Genomic DNA, 15,097 nt, shown 5'->3' with positions numbered 1-15,097 from the left:
CTCCTGTCTTGATTATTTAGGTAACAGCAATCGTATTGTCGTACCTTTTCCCACTTTTGACTCAATTTCAATAATATTATGTACTTTATAAAATAGTTGTAATCGGCGAATCACATTTATGAGACCAATCCCTGTTGAATGGCCAACATGGTCTTCTTTTCTATCTGTCAGTGATGTTATTTGATTGATAGTTTCTTGATTCATACCTACACCATCATCATTCACTTCAATAACGACTTTCTTTGCAGTTTGAAAAATATGGATTGAAATAGCCCCACCCTCTTCTCTTTCTTCAATTCCGTGGATGAAGGCATTTTCAACTAATGGTTGCAAAGTTAACCGTGGAACTTGTCTATCGAGACAACTTTCATCAACCTTTAAATCAAAAAATACTCGTTCAGTAAAACGCGTTTGTTGTATATGGAAATATCTTCTTACGACCTCCAATTCGTCTCCAAGCATGACACTTTTATCAATTTTGCCTAAGCTGTGTCTGAGCAAAGCTGCAACTGATTCAATCAGCGAAGAAGTCGTTTTGGCATCTTCCAAATATGCCATTTTTGATAAGGTGTTTAAAGTGTTGAATAGGAAATGAGGATTTATTTGATTTTGCAAATGTTTTATCTCCATGTCTTTCAATAGCTGGTCAAGCTCAGATTGATCCTTGATCTCCTCTACTAAGCCATGAATATTAGTACGCATATCATTAAATGTATCCCCAAGAAACTTCAGTTCATCATTAGACTGAATTTTTACCGGTTCTCCCTGCAAATCTCCTTGCGATACCTTTCGAGCAGCATCTGACAATGCGTGAATCGGCTGAGTTATTCCTTTTGAAAACCATAACGCAAAAAAAATCGCAAGTATAATTGTTGTCAAAAATAGAAATGTTATAAACACAAAAAAGTATTCATTACGCTTTTGAAGTTCATCATATATAGGATGATACGCAGTTAATTCAGCATCCAGCAGTTCTAATGTTGCCTCCTGAATATATTGTGATGCTTTTCTTGTCTCCTCCAAATGATGTGTGTATTGTTCAATATCATCCAGTAAAACAAAACCAACAGTGAGCTCAGACTCATGAATGAAAGTATCGACAGTGTTGATATAATTTCTCAATTCTATTTTTTTATCATCAAACACTGTATTTAATACCTTTTCCTTTTCTTTAACTAGCTCGTCTTTAAGTTGATAGAATTCAGGTACACGGTTCGGTTCAGATTCACCAACAAAGGTTCTGGCAAACGTATATAATTCATCTGCTTGTTGTGATATTGAATTCAGGAGTAAAAATCTCTGAAAACTACTATGATAGGTATTTGTTAGTTTGTTGGAACTCACAAAAATAGAAATAGCTGTCACCTGAAATAGAACTAAAAAAACCAAAAAATATACTAGTAATTTCCCACGTATTGTACTCATGGTTCTTCACCATTTTCAAAATTCCTCTGCAAATCTTCTTTATGTATTATAGATGTATCAATATACCTTTTGTTCTCCAAAAGATCGTTTGCCTGCAAATCTATCATGATGTCCACTGCCTCTTGTCCCATCAATTCGGGGTCTTGTGCAATGGTAGCTTCAATCTCACCATCCTGAATTTTTTGAAGTGTACGCGGCAAGGTGTCAAATGCTAGAATCAGTACATCTTTAGTTGGTGCGATATCCCTTAAACCCTCAACTATACCAATCCCATCAAGAGCACTAGTGCCAGTAAGCACATTTATTTCAGGATACTCTTTAAGTAAAGTGTATGCAGCCTGAGCAGCTCCTATTTCAGTAATATTAGATTCTTCCAAGGATACTATTTTCAATCTAGGATGAGCTTCAATAACCTGTTCCAGACCAGCTATTCTCTCCTGCTGGCTGATTGAATCATTTCTTCCCGTAACAATTCCTATATACTGTTTACCTTTAGTATTTTTAATGATAGCTTGACCTAGTAGCTGCCCCGCCTTATAATTATTCGAGCCTACGTAGGCTTTCCTCTCACTATTTTCCACATCTGTATCGATGGTAATTATCGGTATGCCACGCTCGATCCCCTTATGGACAAGATCAACAAATTTTTGACCCTCGATACCGTGCGTGATTATTCCATCAACTTTTGCGGAAATCATTCGATCCAATAACGTTAGGGCTTCATCATTATCAGCTTTTTTCGGTGCAATATAATCAAGATATATCTCATTTTCACGTGCAGCCTTTTGGGCCCCTTTTTGGATCAGATTCCAATAGTCGTTGTCTGCTTCTTCAGCAACAAGGGCAAAATGATATGTATAATCCATTATCTCACCTGGCTCAGTCTTCATATAAAATGTCTTATAACCGAAATATAGCATGCATCCTGCACATATAAAAAAGAGTATAGCGCTTACAAAATAAAGTTTATATTTCATTCTCTTATCCACCAATTCCCACCCACCTATAATTCAACTTAAATTTTATTTTAGCATGATATCAAGTTGTTTAAAATGTGACTGGAGTATCAAACACTTGTTCTTTATTTGATAAGGTGTATTCAGTCCAGTCGTTGACTATGTTTTCATATTTTTCACAAAGTAACTTGGGTGCCGTATACCGCAAATGGCTTAGAGGATGGGTTAAAATTAAATGGCCGCATGTCTGAAAAACACTTAGGTGTGTGCTTTGAAACACAAGGTCCACCCGCTTCACTACATCATAAAGATCTTCCGTCTATCGTATTAAAGGCAAATGAGACGTATGAAAAACAGACCGTGTTTTCGTTTGAGAGTAAGTTAGAAAAAAAGGAACCTATTTCTTAACTTGAGAAATAGGTTCCTTTTAAGTTCATTAAAAATGTTGATGAGCGCCTACCTTATGATGGACTTATAAAAGATTTGTCTAAACCCCAAGTTGTTATAACGATTATTACATGTTATAATTGTTATAATTTATACGCGAGGTGAATTCCATGAAAGAATATGAAAGAAAGATAACCAAAATCGGAAATAGTTATGGCATAACATTACCACAAGAGTTATTAAGAGAAGCTGGCATTGACTATGGTGATAGGGTTGAAATTGAAAAAGTGGACGATAAAATCTATATACAAAAAAAGAAGAACATGATAATCCCCAAAGGACTAAGCCCTGACTTTTTCGAAGTTCTGGAAAAAAATACAAAGAAACACGAAGAAACATTGCGTGATTTAATCGATAGATAATGCGATATTTAACATATATTGAAGTAGCCGCTATCAATCAATATGTCATTGAACGCTTTAGTCCAGGTGAACAAATTGGAATTAAATCACCCAGCTTACTTGATTCGGCAGTAAATCGTCCAAAACAATCTGCTTTTGGAACGGACGCCTACAAGTCGATTTTTGAAAAAGCAGCAGCTCTTTTTGAATCAATTGCACAAAACTACGCCTTTCATAATGGTAATAAACGTACTGCATTTTTATCACTCGCACAGTTCCTATCTTATAATGAATACCATTTTGAAATGGCTAATCAAATAGAACAAGCAGATTTCACCATCAATGTCGTCAATAAAAAATATACCTTTTCTGAAATAGTTGCCATTATCGAGAAGAGTAGTTCTAGAATGGAATAGGGTGTTAAAATAGCGAATTCCATGGTAGGTATAGTTTAAACTCAAAGATTTAACTAAACCCCAAAAATGTAAAAGCAAAGCTATTTCCTCGTTTAAAGAGTAGCTTTGCTTTTAAATTTATCTCGGATCAAACAACTCCATCAATAACAGTGCCACCGCCCCAAGCGTCATCATCGCCCAATTCAGAAGCTGTTATTTATGAATTACATTAAATTAAAAAGAAGGAACACTTGTTCTGTGAATTTTATTTTGATATACTATAGTCAGAATCACATCTTGATAAACCCTCACAATTAAAAAAGGATGTGTTATAATGCAAGTAACAAAGCGACCTCTCGATTTTACTTCAATTGATACTAGCCTACACGTTGTGAAAGACGGACCTGCAGATTACAACAATAATAATTCAGAAAAACAAAGTAACAAAAGAGTTAACCTGCTCAAACGAATACCACTTCATCGTTTAATGGATTTAAAAATTGACTACGCCTTCAAACAGCTATTTGGTAATGAAAAAAACAAACAAATCACAGTTGTATTTCTGAATGCCATTATACAAAAGACAGGGCGGGAACCGATAAAAGATATTTCATTTATCAACGTTGAAGCCGGTGGAGAATATTTCGATGATAAACAATCAAGACTTGATTTCTTAGTTGTGACCACTGCTGACGAAAGAATCAATGTAGAAATTCAATTTACCAATAAATATAATATGATAAAACGTTCCATCTACTATTGGTCAGGAATCTACCGCACTCAACTACAAACGGGAATGAGTTATAAGGAGCTTCAACCAGTTATCTCAATTAACGTGATGAACTTCAACATGATTGACAAAACTGAGCGTTTTCATACGATGTATCACTTACATGAAGATGTAGATAAATTCAAACTGACAAATGTAATGGAATTTCACTTTATTGAAATGCCAAAACTACTAAAGGCTTGGAAAGAGGAAGAACTAGATCCCTGGAATGATTTCTTAGCAAGATGGCTATTATTACTTGGCATGGTTGACCATCGGAACAACCAATATTATGAAGATATTTATCGAGAATTGGAGGTGATCGCAATGGACGATAAAACATTGAAAAAAGCCTTTCATAACTGGGAAGAACTTAGTTTGACACCTGAACAATTTTTAGCCTATGAATCCCGACTAAAGCATATCATGGACGAAGAATCAGCTAAGCGTGAAGCTGAACTCCGGGCACAAGAAGCTGAAAAAGAAGGAATGAAAAGAGGTATGAAAAGAGGTGTGGAAAAAGGTGTGGAAAAAGGAGTGAAAAAAGGGGTAGAGAAAGGTTTGAAAGAAGGTGAAAAAGAAGGCAGTAGAAAAGCTAAAGAACTAATAGCACAACGCCTTCTAGCAGACGGTGCAGACATTGAGTACGTTATAGAAATAACGGAATTAACAAAAGAAAAAATACTTGAAATCCAGCATAATATAAAAAATTAATCGCCATAATTCCTTCACTCTCCAGTCTATCTCGGAGAGTTTTTATTTTGACCTGAGCTATGGAAACATCGAGCAATCTTTGCAAGAATATTCCATAACACAAATTAATGTTTTACTAGGAAACAAACCGCTATCCTCACCAACTTTATGACCTTCTCCTTCAAAAAAATTGAAGGTCGCTTTGCTTTTAAATTTACCTCGGATCAAACAACTCCACCAGCAACAGTGCCACCGCCCCAAGTATCGTCGCATCATCGCCCAATTCGGAAACAACAACACGCGTTTCTTTCGCTTCCTTCGTCAATCCTCTCATGCTGATTGTCTCGCGAATTGGTCTTAAGATGAAACGTTCTGATTTCGAGACACCCCCACCAATAATAATCAATTCAGGGTTTAATACATGAATAAGATTAGTGAGCCCTATTCCTATAATTGCTCCCGTTCGTTGCAGCAATTCTACGCATTCCTTATCGTTTTCGAGAGCGAGTTCATAAACCTCTCGACTAGAGGTGATATTTTTTCCTGGCATCCTTTTATTTGCCCGGTTCACGATTGACGGCGCTGAAGCGAACGATTCCAAGCAGCCTCTATTTCCGCACTCACAACGTTCCCCGTTCATATCGATCGTCATATGCCCGACTTCCCCAGCTAAATCCGTTGAACCGTGATACAGTTTCCCATTGATAGCTACCCCGGCACCGACACCAGACCCTAAATTAACAGCCATCATACTGGACACATCACCATGTTCTCCAAACCAAGATTCACCCAGTGTCATCGCACGCGCATCGTTTTCAACTTGAACAACTAAATCGAACTCCCTCTCAAGTTCATCTTTTATTGGAATATTGCTCAACTGCAATATAGGCGCGAACAAAGACGTTCCCCTTGCCACATCAACGACACCGTGCATCGCCATGCCAATTCCAAGAACTTTCGACCGCTCTTTGACATTTTGAAGTATTTTTCGAATACCACTTTTCAATAAATCAAGAAAAGACTCATTCGTCAATGGGGATTCAATCGAAACAACCACCCTGTCTTTTATTTGACCAGATAAATTACTAAGGATACACTCAATGGTTTTTGGCCCTGCGTCAACGCCAATCACATAAAAGCCATCTTTATTTACTAAAAGCATGGTAGGCTTCCGGCCGCCTTTTGATTCCCCTAACTCACTTTCTTTCACCAAATCCTGCTCAATAAGCTCACGCACAATACTGCTCACCGTTGGCGGAGTTAGCTTCGTTTCCTTAGCAATTTGCGCACGCGAAATAGGCTCGCTCGTGCGAATCTTATTTAAAATAATCGATTTATTAACCGATTTCATTAACTGAAAAGTACCCCGTTGCATAATACGTCCCCCAAAAGTTTAATAACTCTAGTATAGCATATAAAACTCCTATATACCTCAAATTAATTAAATTAATTAACTAGAAATTACAGTACGATATTTTTTAAATACCTACAATACAATCACAATTTGTAAAAATTAAATGCAGTGGCCTATCAACTGTGAGCGGATCGAACAAGTAAGTGCAACAATTAAGTAAGTCGACGGCTATCTCGCCGGGAGCCTAAGTCGAATCAGCACGAATGGGAGACTCGCGACGCTCGTTTGAGGCTATTACCGATCGACCGGGGTCTAGCGTTGCGCGACCTAAGGTAGAACCCGCGCGACCTGAGGCTGAGGCGGCGCGACTTCGGATGAAACCCGCGCGACATGAGATTGAGGCGGCGCGACCTCGGATGAAACCCGCGCGACATGAGACTGAGACGGCGCGACCTCGGATGAAACCCGCGCGACCTGAGGCTGAGGCGGCGCGAACCAGGATGAAACCCGCGCGACCTGAGGCTGAGACGGCGCGACTTCGGATGAAACCCGCACGACCTGAGACTGAGGAGGCGCGACTTCGGATGAAACCCGCGCGACCTGAGGCTGAGGCGGCGCGACCTCGGTTGAAACCCGCGCGACATGAGACTGAGGCGGCGCGACCTCGGATGAAACCCGCGCGACCTAGAGCCGTAGCTGCGCGACCCGGAGCAGATGCCGCGCGAGCTGGGGATGATCTCGCGCGACCGGGTTCTAATACTGCTCGAGTGAACATGCGAGTGAACATGTAAGTAAGAAAGCGAGGCACTTTACTAAACAAAATACCTCCCGACATTGACCACGCTGATTCCAATAATAACTACAATACCGACCAAAAATATTTTATCAACGGTTCTTTCCTCTATTTTGGCGACTAGGTTGCTGCCAACAAGCCCTCCGATGACACCACCTGCAATCATATATGGCAGCATGGATAAGTCAAATTTACTGAAACCTGTCGTTGAAGCTGTATATACGATGGATGATAATTGAGAGAAAAAGATAATAAAAATCGAATTAAGTCCGGCTTGCTTGGGCTTCATGGAAAAGAGAAGTGTTAAAATTGCCACGTTAAATGGCCCTCCACCAATACCTAAGAATGCAGCGAGCACACCTAACACAAACCCAACGCCAATAATGATTACTGGATTTGTGAGTTCATATGTTTTCAAGACGTGTTTATATTTAACAAAAATAAAAATCAAGACCATTAACCCTGCAATAATCGCAGCCTGGATGAGGGTGACGAGATCAGAGTTATTAATCATCTCGACCGTATAATTAAAGACAACTTTTCCGATGATTCCTCCTGTAATGGAGCTTAAAGCAATCATCATGCTGATTTTTAATTTAATTTGGATATCCTGTCTGACCGAGTTGATGAGAGATACCATTGACATGGAAAATACCGTTGAGGCAGATAAAATCCCGATGGTTGACACGTCGTATTGACCGAGCAAATCAAGGACAGGTTTAATGATTATTCCCCCACCCAGTCCAGCGAGCGCTCCAAAAACGGAGGCAATCAGTCCAATAAGTAAGTATAATATAGCGATGATGTCGACCTCCAATGCACAGCAAATTTTGGCTTTTAGATAAGCCGTCACTGTATGTGATAGGATATGTGAATAAAGCGCGATGCTGCTCCTTAAGAGGGAGCTTAAGCAAAATGGGTTTTTCCAGTAAGATGTGTTAGCCTTTGATTGAATATACTTTTTTAGAAGGCAATTCTAGGCAATTTAGTTGGCCGCCGAATACTGCGCCGCCGTCGATGCCGATAATATTATTTTCTCCAAAATACACTGTGTGGTCACTATAAATGTTGTTTAGCATGGGTGTGGGTGTGTGGCCGAACACGACGGTTTTGGTTCCTGAGTAATTTTGATGAAATTCATCACGGATCCATACTAAATCGTATGGGTCTGTGTCCTCGACTGTGCGCTTTGGGTCTACGCCGGCGTGGACGAAGATATAATCGTCAGTTTCATAGTAATAGTCAAGATTCTCCAGAAAAGTGACATGGTCGTGAAATGCTTCTGAATCAGGCATTGTCATATCTTTAATCGTTGAGTCGTAACATTGTAAGGTATAAAGGGCACCATTTTTCTCCCATCTTGCCAGGGCGCCTGGTTCGTTATGATAGGCAGCAACCATCATGTCGTCATGATTTCCTCGTAGGACGATTGCTCCTTCAGCTTTTAATTCAATGACCCGATTTAAGACCGCTCGTGAATCTGGTCCGCGATCGACATAATCACCTACTAAGATAAGTTGGTCTCGACTTGCGTTATAATTCGCCTTTTCAAGTAGTAATTCGAATTCTTCAATTTTCCCGTGAACATCGCTGATTGCCAGCATTCTTTTCATAATATCCCTACTCCTAAGTCGCAGTGTTATCATTTATCATATCATGATTTTCAAACTATCTGCCATTAAACTTCATAAAAATTAAAAATCTCTCATTCTATCCAGAAGAGAGATTTTTATCTTAACACCTATAGAAGGGGATTTCTTTTGGTGTATGATCGATTAAACTATTGCCTTTTCATTTTCAATAATAATTTTATTTAATTTCGTTGTGACAGGATTTGCCAGTGTATCGCCGACCGGACATGTCGCTTCGATAAACTCAACAAACTTTTCCACCTTTTCTCTTGGTTCGTCTGTATCGATGTGAATATTGTAACGAATTTCACTGTACCCTTTTCGAACGTCTGATAATCCTAGAAAGCCGTCTGTATCCAAATCGCCTTCAAGTTCCACCCAAAAATCATTGAATGTCATGTGGTGTTTTTTAGCAAATGCCCCGGCACAGATAGCTTGGCAAGCACCTAACGCCCCAAGCACGAGTTCAACGGGGTTCATTCCAGTATCAGTCCCGCCCAATTCCTTTGGTTCATCAACGGTTATCTCAAAATCACGGGACTTCACTTTAACTTGAACGCCTTCTTGCAAATGAGCGGTTGCTTTAAAAATTGATTTAGGCATGTGAAAAGCTCCCTTCAATGAATGATTATTTTCTATCTACATTCATTATATAACCTTTCATCCGTAAAGTCTGTGGACAGTTTGTGAAACATTGAGCAGGTGATAAGAATTATTCTTACAAAAACAACCTTTACATCTTCACACGTTTCGCATATTTTTCAATTAACGCTTGATTGCGCTCATCGCCACCCTTTACATTCGCACTTAGAAAAATCGGGGGTTCGGCTCCCGCTTCCGTCATAAGGTGAATCGTTTCGGCAATGATAGCATTGAGCATCGCTGCCCCAATAACCGTTGAACCTGGAGCGAAGCGGACGTCTACTTTTTCATGAGACAGAAGCGCGTCACCTTGAGGGATGTGTGTGTCCAATACGAAATCTGCTACTTCAAGCAATCGCTGACCGCTCGAGTGACGTGACGGCTGGCTAAGGGAGTACTCTGTTGACGTGACTGCGATAACGATAGCTCCTTTTCTCTTCCCATATAACGCGACATCGACGGGGACCGCGTTACGACCAGAAGTGGAAATGACAATCATCACGTCTTCAGGTCGAATATCTTGGTCAGCCATAAATTCTTTGGCATAATTCTCTTTCGTTCGAGTTCTGAAGATTTCACGGCGCTTTGGTGAAGCATGAGTGGCTCGTGTAAAATCGGATTGACTGGAACGAGTCCTCCTGCCCGGTAATATAATTCTTCCGCTAAAATATGGGAGTGCCCACTGCCGAATAAGTGGAGCACGCCACCTGCTTGCAGTGCCGTCGCTATATTTTCCGCTGCTTTCGTCATTGTTTCAGCCTCATCTTGAGTGACCTGCTTTAACAGTTTATCTATTTTCTGCATGTATTGATTGATCATTGAAAAGCCTCCTTATAATATGGATTCTCATTCTAGTATAAATCGATTTTAAAGACATTTCATTTTTCGGGTTTTTTGCTTAATTAATTATTCAATTTCTATTACCGTAAACCACCGTTTTAGATCGTATTCACTAACCGAAATTAATAATTAATGTGATTGCGTCGACTATGCATTCATGCTATATTCAAGCTAGTATTATACATTTAAAGTTTAGCACGTTTCATGTTTTATCCTAGATAAGCAGGTGATTATATGAGGTCCTTAGGAATAATTCTAATGTTAAGCGGCTTAGGCTTAATTGGCTGGTTTGGTTTTCAGTATTGGAACAGTATGGAATCTGTGCAGCAAATAGAAGGTGCCAATGTGGTGAAAGACAATACAGATGATTATACAAATCCTTTTTCAGCAGATGATAAACAAATAAATAGTGAGCTACCCACAAAGAATACGGCATTTCAATTAGGCGATCAGATGGCAACCCTCGTGATCCCTTCCATCGACCTTGTTTTTGATGTCTTTTTAGGAACAGACGATGATGTGCTCGCGAAAGGAGTTGGCATGTATCAAAGCGACCTCACGACGACACCGGACGTCGGTGGTCACACTGTCTTATCAGGCCATCGTGACAGTGTTTTTAGTCCAGTCGGAGAGCTTGAGCATGGTGAATCACTTTACGTGCGTTACCAAGGCATAGATTATCATTACGAAATTGAAAAAACTTGGATTACCGATGCTGAGGATCGAAGTGTCATTGTCGAAAAAGATGAACCCACCTTGACGCTATCAACATGTTATCCTTTTCGTTTCGTCGGCAGTGCCCCAGACCGGTATATTGTCGAAGCAAAATTAGTGGATCAAGGAGATTTATTGGATTTGGATTTTTAAATTTACAGACAAACGCAAAACCCACATCTCGTATCGATATGGGTTCAGATAAAACGTCTTTAAATTTCATTTGTCTCGAGCAACTCATAAACAAAAAGTTCTCCATCAATTTTTTTAACGACTAATTTTGTTCGAAAATCTTTGTCGTCGGTTGAATCTTCCTTATAGATTGTGAAGGATTCTAGTACCGTCACTTCCCAAGTTCCATCCTCTGTTTCATCGATCGATTCGATTTCCATATCAAGGAAGTCTTCCGTGATATTTTTTGAGTCAAGATAATCGATGTAATCACGGGCTTCCTCCCAGCGTGGGCTGTCCTCGACAATGTAATCTTCCATGTAAGAAAAATCGATATAGTTAATCGCGTCCACACTCGCGCGGGTATAACTTTCTAAAAAGTCATCCATTTCATCGGCTTCGGCTAGGTCTTTAGCCGCTTTGACAGTTTCATCGCTTGGTCCAAAAACTTTTTGTGACCCTTCCACTGTATCTGTTCCCTCGAAGGCTCCCCAGTAGTCGTCACTTATGTCAGCAATGCGCCAAGACTTTTCTTTAGTATCGTAATCAAGTGTTGTGACTAGTAATTTATAGGTCTCATATAATACCGGGGTGTCTTCCAGTTCATGATAATCTTCATTAAAGAGGTATTCCGTGACTATATTAATACTGGGCGTCTCTTCATCTTCATTAAAATAAATAGAATTGCGGTCGATATTTAGTTCCATGAATTCTCCCGAGTAATACCAATCACCAAACAGCTCATCAGCCATCTTTTCTTTAAGTTCTTTCTTAACCGTTTTTGAGACGTTCTTCAATGGATCTGTATTGTTCTCTGCAAAAGCTTCGACATATTGCTCACCGAAATTTGTCAGCAATTTAGTCACTGCTTTATAGTCATCTTCTGATAACACTTCCGCCTGGATGGACATATGTTCTTCAGAAATGTCGATTGGTTCTGATTCAACTTTGCCCCATGGCATCTTTACGACTGTTTGAACTTGTTGGGAGCCGTCTAAAATAAATGGGCCGACTGGCTTGGTGGATCCCTCGTCATTAATAGGAATTTCATCTTTTCCTATTTTAATTTGTGTGTTTTCTAGATCTAAGTCAACGACATTTTCTATGTAAAAAGTAACATCAGCAACATTGATATCCATATCTAAATAGGTTTCATCATCGTAATAATCAGCTAGAGTGATTTCGCCTTCTTTCGTCGTTTCCCCATAATCACCCTTAAATGATGCTTGTACGTTATAGATTCCTGGGATAAGCGGACCGTGCAATGTTTTTTTGCGAATATCCGGTTCAATCTCGTTAAAAGAAAATGTCAATCCTTTCACTGGGTCTGGATAATAGACAAACTGATCTGCCGCTTCCATTTTGTGAGCTTTATATAAAAATAAAAACTTCCCATCACGTTCAACAGTGAATAAATCATGCAAGACGTACTCGCCTTCTTCTTCAACCAACTTGATAAGGGCCTTTGCTTCACCCTTTGAAGCTGACGAACCATTTTCATGCATAACTAATTTTTGTAAGGCTTTTGGATTGTTTTCCATGACCGCTTTATAAAAACGTTTTTGTACCGCTTCTGGTGATTGATAGGACTGTGCCCATATGCTAAAGCCAATTAACAGAACCGCTATCCCCCCTACAATAGATAACATGCGCTTTTTCTTTTTAGACATGGGAGCGCTTGGAGTCTGATTAGTCTGTCTAGTGGTACGCCTTTTCTCTTGAGATATATTTTCTGAAGACGACTGCTTCATTACATTTTCTGTTGAAGTGCCCTTTTTTTTCGAATCATTTACTCGTTTTTTTCCATCAACAGGAGTTCCACAATGGATACACACCCTATTTTCCGGTTGGATTTCTTTTCCACATTCCTTACAAAATCGCTTCATTATACTTTCCCCCTGGTTTTCCTCGTTGTCGATCAAATCTTAAAACAACTCTTAAAATGAGACTAAAGTCTTGTTTTTTATAGTTATTTGGAATTATATCACAATTTAAGTATAAATAGTCGTATTTAAAAGTTTCAATCAAACGTTTGATACATACCAGGAAGTCTAAGTAAAAGGAAAACAGGGACCATATCTATAAAAATCACAAGAACATTATGCTCCTAGCGCCTCTTGCTCAAATAGCTCATAATCAAAGCGCTCTCCTCTTAACCTTAAATCAAAATAAAGTAACGCATAAAAACTACCGACATAGGGCACAAACAGCACATATGGTACGCTAAAGGCTATAACATCAGGAACTTGAGCTCCGTTTAAAACTGTCTTAAAAAAGGCTCCAATAACTAAAACGGTGATCATCGTAAACGATGATATAATCAAGAAAGAACCGAACACCTTCCAAAATGATCTACCAACAAGTTCAAGACTTCTGATTAAAGAGGTTAATAGATTCTTCTTCTCAAATACGACGGAAGGAGCGAATAAACCTAAATAAACATACAATAACATACCTGGAATAACGAAAAATATTATGCCCAAAAAATAAAGGAAACAGTATATTGTCGCTGCAAAAAATAGAGTAGGCATCACTTTAATAGTTTTTAAAAATGCTTGCTTTACTTGTGTGAAATAAGGGGTATCTGAATCTAAAAGTAATAAATAGAATACATTCGCCCCAGTAAAAGATGATTAAATTACCCGGAATCGATAATAGAAAAATGCGCTTCCCTCTATCCCTTGCGTACTTGATCAACTCAACAAAGACATTCTCTGAATATGTATATTTTTTAATTTCATGTCGATTTCCCCTTTAGAATATCCTATCCCACTTACTAATTAGTTTTCCCTTAATATTCACTTAGCACGACGATCCGAACGCCCAATATTCTTCCATAAGTTCTTCTAAATTAGCAGAGATACTTTTATCCTCGATATCTATACATCTTAATTCTTTAATAAGCTTTTCCATATTAGAGACTTCTTGATCCAATTCCCCTAAGTCTATCCATTCAGCAAAAGCCTTTCGCTGTTCTTTTTCTATTCTTAACAATCGCGTTGAAGCAGCCTCTCCTTGATCTAAATCATCCAGAATTTCTCTCACGATGGCTTCGTCTTTAATGTACTGCTTATTTTTTGGATCCTTCAATAATCTTCTTAGAACACCTCTCGCCCGCAATCCGTCCTCATATAACACAGCTTGTAACTCTGAACTACACATTAACCATTGGTGAAAAGTGTTCATTATTTCTTCCATCATTGTGTTCGTAACTTTGTCTATTTCGTGCCGCAATTGTTCTTTAAACTTGAATAACTTTTCAACGAGTTCAATTCTTAGTGTCGTTATGCGAATAATTTCTTCAAAATAAAACAAATGATATGCCATCGCTTCTGTCTCTGATTCATTTAAAACAGGAGCTAAATCTGTCATCATTTTTTTATATTCAGGAATGATGGGATTATACCGTTTAGCGCCATCTTGTTTTAAATCTGCCTTTAGCTTTTTGTTTGCAAACTCATATTGCCCTAAATATATGTAGAATCGAAAGCACTTTCGAGAAATCTCTTCATTTTCAATCAGTACTGCATCCTCATCACAAACAACGACTTTCTTGGGGCTAACCCTATCAATCGGACCTGTTGTCCTTAAAATGTGATAATAATTGCCGTCGACTTCAATGGGCAGACTCATATCTACCATTTGGTACCATTTCTTATAAGGTTGAATGGCATTTTCAAATATCCCTGCCACCGGCCTAAAAGTGATATAATGTCGTAACAATTTTCTCTCTCCTTACGAACTCTTTGTAGTTTGAATAAGTATAAATCGATGGTGGTGGACTGAGTAAAGCGGGTTATCGCCCGAGTGGAGACCTTTACCGCCCGAGCTGCTCCTCGCACCGACCGATCTGAACGCAATCAATTCTAATATAAAAAATTCTCACAGCATTTTAAATCTTAGTTTACCAAAAGAGTCTCTAAACC

The 15,097-nt window shown here is 39.0% G+C and carries 14 protein-coding genes and 1 pseudogene; 5 read left to right on the top strand and 10 right to left on the bottom strand.

Annotated elements, in window-relative coordinates:
• Positions 1–12 precede the first annotated feature (12 nt).
• Together KQI49_RS00935 and KQI49_RS00930 are read right to left on the bottom strand one after the other, a co-directional pair.
• Positions 13–1,425, bottom strand: coding sequence for a sensor histidine kinase (locus tag KQI49_RS00935; protein WP_216485906.1), 1,413 nt, complete (start codon positions 1,423–1,425; stop codon positions 13–15).
• On the bottom strand, positions 1,422–2,402 hold the full coding sequence (locus tag KQI49_RS00930) for a substrate-binding domain-containing protein (protein WP_216485904.1): 981 nt from the start codon (positions 2,400–2,402) through the stop codon (positions 1,422–1,424). The genes KQI49_RS00935 and KQI49_RS00930 overlap by 4 nt, the downstream gene beginning before the upstream one ends.
• Positions 2,403–2,573: 171 nt before the next feature.
• Here KQI49_RS00930 and KQI49_RS00925 point away from each other — a divergent pair, with 171 nt between their 5' ends.
• The 4 genes from KQI49_RS00925 (at position 2,574) to KQI49_RS00910 (ending at position 5,047) form a co-directional block, all read left to right on the top strand.
• Positions 2,574–2,789, top strand: coding sequence for a hypothetical protein (locus KQI49_RS00925; protein ID WP_371817490.1), 216 nt, complete (start codon positions 2,574–2,576; stop codon positions 2,787–2,789).
• 149 nt (positions 2,790–2,938) lie between these two features.
• Positions 2,939–3,190, top strand: coding sequence for an AbrB/MazE/SpoVT family DNA-binding domain-containing protein (locus KQI49_RS00920; protein ID WP_216485901.1), 252 nt, complete (start codon positions 2,939–2,941; stop codon positions 3,188–3,190).
• A complete protein-coding gene (locus KQI49_RS00915) occupies positions 3,190–3,585 on the top strand; it encodes a type II toxin-antitoxin system death-on-curing family toxin (protein WP_216485899.1) in 396 nt (131 codons plus the stop codon). Before KQI49_RS00920 ends, KQI49_RS00915 begins: the two co-directional genes overlap by 1 nt.
• Positions 3,586–3,898: 313 nt before the next feature.
• The gene (locus KQI49_RS00910; RefSeq protein ID WP_216485897.1) at positions 3,899–5,047 is read left to right on the top strand and encodes an Rpn family recombination-promoting nuclease/putative transposase; all 1,149 of its coding nucleotides are present in this window, start codon (positions 3,899–3,901) and stop codon (positions 5,045–5,047) included.
• A 193-nt stretch (positions 5,048–5,240) separates the two neighbouring features.
• Here the strand turns inward: KQI49_RS00910 and KQI49_RS00905 are convergent, their stop codons facing one another.
• The 5 genes and pseudogenes from KQI49_RS00905 to KQI49_RS00885 all read right to left on the bottom strand — a co-directional run bounded on the left by KQI49_RS00905 (position 5,241) and on the right by KQI49_RS00885 (position 10,265).
• Entirely contained in the window at positions 5,241–6,401 is a 1,161-nt protein-coding gene (locus KQI49_RS00905; protein ID WP_216485895.1) for an ROK family transcriptional regulator, read from the bottom strand.
• 791 nt (positions 6,402–7,192) lie between these two features.
• A complete protein-coding gene (locus tag KQI49_RS00900; RefSeq protein ID WP_253286596.1) occupies positions 7,193–7,990 on the bottom strand; it encodes a sulfite exporter TauE/SafE family protein in 798 nt (265 codons plus the stop codon).
• 121 nt (positions 7,991–8,111) lie between these two features.
• Positions 8,112–8,786: a metallophosphoesterase family protein gene (locus KQI49_RS00895; protein WP_216485893.1), complete on the bottom strand. Its 675-nt coding sequence runs from the start codon at positions 8,784–8,786 to the stop codon at positions 8,112–8,114.
• 162 nt (positions 8,787–8,948) lie between these two features.
• Positions 8,949–9,407 (bottom strand): OsmC family protein, encoded by a 459-nt coding sequence (locus tag KQI49_RS00890; protein ID WP_216485891.1) that lies wholly within the window; start codon positions 9,405–9,407, stop codon positions 8,949–8,951.
• 130 nt (positions 9,408–9,537) lie between these two features.
• Positions 9,538–10,265, bottom strand: a pseudogene (locus KQI49_RS00885) (SIS domain-containing protein).
• Between the two features lie 279 nt (positions 10,266–10,544).
• Here KQI49_RS00885 and KQI49_RS00880 point away from each other — a divergent pair.
• Positions 10,545–11,153, top strand: coding sequence for a class D sortase (locus KQI49_RS00880; RefSeq protein ID WP_253286595.1), 609 nt, complete (start codon positions 10,545–10,547; stop codon positions 11,151–11,153).
• 59 nt (positions 11,154–11,212) lie between these two features.
• On the opposite strand, the gene KQI49_RS00875 is transcribed toward KQI49_RS00880, so the two are convergent.
• From KQI49_RS00875 to KQI49_RS00865, 3 genes are all read right to left on the bottom strand, one after another.
• On the bottom strand, positions 11,213–13,057 hold the full coding sequence (locus KQI49_RS00875; RefSeq protein ID WP_216485887.1) for a TcaA NTF2-like domain-containing protein: 1,845 nt from the start codon (positions 13,055–13,057) through the stop codon (positions 11,213–11,215).
• A gap of 213 nt (positions 13,058–13,270) precedes the next feature.
• Positions 13,271–13,618 (bottom strand): hypothetical protein, encoded by a 348-nt coding sequence (locus KQI49_RS00870; protein WP_216485885.1) that lies wholly within the window; start codon positions 13,616–13,618, stop codon positions 13,271–13,273.
• A gap of 355 nt (positions 13,619–13,973) precedes the next feature.
• Positions 13,974–14,894, bottom strand: coding sequence for a hypothetical protein (locus KQI49_RS00865; RefSeq protein WP_216485883.1), 921 nt, complete (start codon positions 14,892–14,894; stop codon positions 13,974–13,976).
• Positions 14,895–15,097: the final 203 nt, after the last annotated feature.

Origin of the sequence: Virgibacillus sp. MSJ-26 (genome assembly GCF_018918075.1) — a bacterium.
GTDB lineage: Bacteria > Bacillota > Bacilli > Bacillales > Amphibacillaceae > MSJ-26.
Note: the sequence above shows the minus strand (reverse complement) of the source record. Positions and strands in the feature narration are given on the sequence as shown.

Bases quoted from the DNA above. Each gene is read 5' to 3' on its own strand.
- KQI49_RS00935 (WP_216485906.1), bottom strand. From the start codon at position 1,425: ATGAGTACAATACGTGGGAAATTACTAGTATATTTTTTGGTTTTTTTA.
- KQI49_RS00930 (WP_216485904.1), bottom strand. From the start codon at position 2,402: ATGAAATATAAACTTTATTTTGTAAGCGCTATACTCTTTTTTATATGT.
- KQI49_RS00920 (WP_216485901.1), top strand. From the start codon at position 2,939: ATGAAAGAATATGAAAGAAAGATAACCAAAATCGGAAATAGTTATGGC.
- KQI49_RS00915 (WP_216485899.1), top strand. From the start codon at position 3,190: ATGCGATATTTAACATATATTGAAGTAGCCGCTATCAATCAATATGTC.
- KQI49_RS00910 (WP_216485897.1), top strand. From the start codon at position 3,899: ATGCAAGTAACAAAGCGACCTCTCGATTTTACTTCAATTGATACTAGC.
- KQI49_RS00905 (WP_216485895.1), bottom strand. From the start codon at position 6,401: ATGCAACGGGGTACTTTTCAGTTAATGAAATCGGTTAATAAATCGATT.
- KQI49_RS00895 (WP_216485893.1), bottom strand. From the start codon at position 8,786: ATGAAAAGAATGCTGGCAATCAGCGATGTTCACGGGAAAATTGAAGAA.
- KQI49_RS00890 (WP_216485891.1), bottom strand. From the start codon at position 9,407: ATGCCTAAATCAATTTTTAAAGCAACCGCTCATTTGCAAGAAGGCGTT.
- KQI49_RS00880 (WP_253286595.1), top strand. From the start codon at position 10,545: ATGTTAAGCGGCTTAGGCTTAATTGGCTGGTTTGGTTTTCAGTATTGG.
- KQI49_RS00875 (WP_216485887.1), bottom strand. From the start codon at position 13,057: ATGAAGCGATTTTGTAAGGAATGTGGAAAAGAAATCCAACCGGAAAAT.